This window comes from Bartonella sp. MR100HLJHH (genome assembly GCF_042194215.1).
Classification (GTDB): domain Bacteria; phylum Pseudomonadota; class Alphaproteobacteria; order Rhizobiales; family Rhizobiaceae; genus Bartonella; species Bartonella grahamii.
In genome coordinates this window covers 1-3,698 of the sequence record NZ_JBHIMR010000041.1, presented here as the reverse complement: position 1 = coordinate 3,698, position 3,698 = coordinate 1, and the positions used below count along the sequence as shown (strand labels likewise).

The 3,698-nt window shown below is 38.2% G+C and carries 6 protein-coding genes and 1 pseudogene; all 7 read right to left on the bottom strand.

Annotated elements, in window-relative coordinates:
• On the bottom strand, window positions 1-164 hold a 164-nt coding region (locus ACFIJ7_RS09130), incomplete at its 3' end, for a lysozyme (RefSeq protein ID WP_375645142.1).
• A gap of 69 nt (window positions 165-233) precedes the next feature.
• A complete protein-coding gene (locus ACFIJ7_RS09125; RefSeq protein WP_375645140.1) occupies window positions 234-1,040 on the bottom strand; it encodes a hypothetical protein in 807 nt (268 codons plus the stop codon).
• Window positions 983-1,294, bottom strand: coding sequence for a hypothetical protein (locus ACFIJ7_RS09120; protein WP_375645139.1), 312 nt, complete (start codon window positions 1,292-1,294; stop codon window positions 983-985). Before ACFIJ7_RS09120 ends, ACFIJ7_RS09125 begins: the two co-directional genes overlap by 58 nt.
• A 46-nt stretch (window positions 1,295-1,340) precedes the next feature.
• Window positions 1,341-1,820, bottom strand: a complete 480-nt coding sequence (locus tag ACFIJ7_RS09115; protein ID WP_375645141.1) for a hypothetical protein — start codon at window positions 1,818-1,820, stop codon at window positions 1,341-1,343.
• A gap of 191 nt (window positions 1,821-2,011) precedes the next feature.
• The gene (locus ACFIJ7_RS09110; RefSeq protein ID WP_375645138.1) at window positions 2,012-2,482 is read right to left on the bottom strand and encodes an SMI1/KNR4 family protein; all 471 of its coding nucleotides are present in this window, start codon (window positions 2,480-2,482) and stop codon (window positions 2,012-2,014) included.
• 251 nt (window positions 2,483-2,733) lie between these two features.
• Window positions 2,734-3,096 carry an HNH/ENDO VII family nuclease gene (locus tag ACFIJ7_RS09105; RefSeq protein ID WP_375645137.1) on the bottom strand — a complete coding sequence of 121 codons (363 nt, stop codon included), beginning with the start codon at window positions 3,094-3,096 and terminating at the stop codon, window positions 2,734-2,736.
• Window positions 3,097-3,184: 88 nt separating this feature from the next.
• A pseudogene (locus ACFIJ7_RS09100) lies at window positions 3,185-3,698 on the bottom strand (DUF6990 domain-containing protein); the annotation flags it as partial.

Below are 3,698 nucleotides of genomic sequence, written 5' to 3'. Positions count from 1 at the left end.
TGCTCTTGGCTAATACACATGCCTTTTTTGACAAGGGGATGACCCGCATTGCTGGTGTGACCATAACCAATCGTCCAAACACATGCCGTATCTCTATAAGCCTCTAGACGCAAACCTTCCCATTGTTTGATAAGCTCTAATGCTTCTTTCGATATCTTTCTCATCTGACGCTCCATAAAAAAAAGCCCCACAAAAGTGGGGCTGGATAAAATGATGTTCTAATCAATCTCGCACTAATTATAATAAAATGGGTCGCTACATCCACGGGCGCCTATTTTTTCATCTTCTACATAACGAGAATGCGCAAAATTCCGTACAAGATGATCATTGTTAGAGCCACCAGTCCAATCGCCTCCTCCCAACATAACATTTATGTCTACACGTAAACTACTTCCTTGCTCCCCTGTATGCCATTTAGTCACTGGATAACAACCGGACAAATATTGCCACACATAACCGCAACCATCCTCACAACCAATATGCGAAATCATCCGTCTATTGTTTGTATCAACGTGTCCTCCAGATGTCTTAGGAGAAGGCGCTTGATTGCCGACAATACTGGTTGCTTGATTACTTCCATACATGCTTGGCGAAAACTCATCACTCGTCAAAAATCTCTTACTAACAGACCAAAAATCAAATGCATGATCCGCATAGCTACGATTGGTCGTAATCGGAACACCATATGCCGACTTTGCATTTACACCTGTCCCTGATTGAAGATAAATATCAACCCAAATATTATGCCACGGATTGTAAACCATCCCTTCTGGACTACTACGCGGGCGGTGATTTAAAGACCAAACAGAATTGGGTAAAATATCCCCCGCTTGATAACCTGATAAGAGATGACCTTCAATCTCACCAACATCCGCACATAGCGTATGAAATCCGCCAATCTTTTCAGAATTATCCTTTGTATAGCCATCAGGAGCCGTCGGATTTTGCGAAAGGTCAAAGGATAGCTCATTCGTCTGATCTTTTAGGATGAGATATATATAATAATCCTTTCCTGCTTCAAGATCTTCGTCAAAAGACATCCTTCCACGCCTTGGAACGCGGTAAAAGAGGTACCTACCCCCAAATTCTCACCACCATGATAAAAGCGAAAACATGCCCCTTTATTGATCACAATACCTTTTCTATTTGTCGGATTGGCTTCCAGAATTCTGTGAGGCTGATCAAAACGCACATTCTCTAAAAAATAAGTGGAAAGAAAACCTACTGTTGCCTTGTTTGTGAGCTGATCAACCATTAGATTCAACGTCTCATCCGCTTGAATAAAGAAGGACACTATTTTGACTCCCTCCATCATTCGTGCTTTTTGTTCAACTAACTCTTTAAGAATGGGTAGGATGCTTTGATGATCGCTTTTGCAAAGATTTTCTTGTTTGTTGACGTTTTCTTTCATTCTCAAAATGAGTTATCATGGCCCGTTCCTTCTTGCTCGTATTGCTTAGACCAAAAGTATCATTGTCCATAAATTGCTGATATCCAGCTATCATGAGATCGGTTAGGAACGAGTCACTTTTCGGAGGTTGTGTAAAATAAATCCCCTTTGAATCCTGCAATTTATATCGAAAACCTGCTTTTTTCATGCACTCATATACTGAAGCAAATTCACTTGCATACGAATTCATATCACTAGAAGAAGCATAAACCGGTTTCCAACCACATTTTAAAAGTGATTGTTCGATTACAGCCCGATCTGCTCTAGGCTTTTCCCATAAAACCAAAGTCGATGGGGGAGGATTGCCTAATTGACATCCAGCTGTACTTAAGAGAGCCATGCTGCTCAATAGTTTTAAGATTTTTTTCATTTTTCCCCTCCTCCATAGTTTTTTCCAAAAACTCTTGTAAGAAGATGTGAATTTCAAACCAAGAGCTTTCTCCACCTTTTCAATCTGTAGATTATCAGCCGCATTTTCTTCAGTACGAAAATTGATAATATCATCATTATATTTATTAACTTTATCAATTAATACTGCAACATCATCTAAGGTATAGGTTTTCATAAATCTTCCCCTGCATACTCTTTAATTCTTTTACAGAGAAATTCATAAAAATTACTTGCGTAATATTCGGAATCTTCAGATGTATACTTGAGATAGAGTGGGCACTCTCCATCCCGAAATTGAGTATAATCAAAGTAAAATGTTTCACCAAAATCAGTTGTGCAGATAACAAGTTGTTTGGGATTCGTAAAGCCATCTCTTCTATCGAGTAAATTTCGGTAAACAATATCACCAGCAGGAATACCAGCACAGATTTCATAAATACTGAATATTTCTTCACCTCCAACTTCTCCGCCTCCATAATTTTTTAAAAAACCCTTATAGGAAGAGGTAAATTGTAAATCGAGAGTGTTCTCAGCTGTTTTAATCCGTACATCATCAGGTGCATTATCTTGAGTACCAAAATTAATAACCTGACTATGCATATCAACATATTGTGCAACATCTAATAAAGTATAACTTTTCATAAATTTTTCTCCATAAGTCACAGTGTGTTTTTACTCATAATGAGTGTTTCTACTGATCAATATTCTCTACTATAGCCAATGGAATTGGGATTACATCGATAGAATATAGAGGATATTTTCTTGAAGGAGCTCTTTTCTCATCTGTATCTGTAAAATCATCTCGCATTTACAATATATGATGTAATTAAAGGGGATGATCATTAAAGCTTAGAGAGCGCCTTTTAGGGACATTATTTCAATATTTGCAATAATTACTTTTTCTTTTTTCTTGCTGAGGAGTCTTTTTTTGAAATCCAACAAATAACTTTTCTGATAAAATTTTCCTTTGGCTTCATAGGCGCAACAAAACTCTTGTCTTGATAAAATGAGTAGAGAACCTCAGCCATAGGACCTTCTTGTGTCATAGGATATAACATAATAGGCCTACAATCGATTCCAATAGGAGCTCTTCCTGATACCATTCTTTCCACATTTGTACCTGTTACTATCTGTCCTTTTCCTTTCCAAGAAGAAACTGTTTCAGGCTCAAACAGCTCATCTCCCTGATAAACTTTTTTACCTTTAAATTCCACAGGTTCAGCTGCTCCCATAATTTTTTTCTTTATCCATTTCATGATTCATAAGCCCCTTCAATTTTTTCAAAATAATCAATGTATTCTTTGTTCTAAATAGACTTAACAAACTCTCCTTCCAAGAAGTAGGTTATTCCTCGCTAGAAAACTCTGAGTGATTATCGAAATCCTTTTGCCACCTGTTTAATTAAAGCGTAGCTCACTTGCTTCACCTTTGCTACTTCTTTGGCTAAAGCTAATGCACGTTCAAGATGAAGCTGTTGGATGCTCTCGTCAAAGCCTAGGTGATCCCCTGCCGTAAAGCTTTTCTGATAAGATTGCAAAGTTTCAGCATCACCCAACAAAGCAAGAGTGCCAAGATGAAGCAAAGCATAATCCGTATTATCTGCTTTAGATGTTGCATCTTGTTGCCAAGGAGCAGTGCCATAATCAGAGCGAAGTCTTTTAGAAAGGTCAATGTCTGTTACCGCCCATTCTAAAGCATCATCAAGTGCTTGCTTTAAGCGATCCGCAGTGACTTCTGGTTCAAAGATTTCTAACCCCTTTGCTTCAAAATTAAGCTGTATGTCTGGAATATCTTCCGTGTGGGTAGGATCAATGAATTTACAAGCGGTGGAAAGAATGCCCGTGCTAATCAAAAAGGC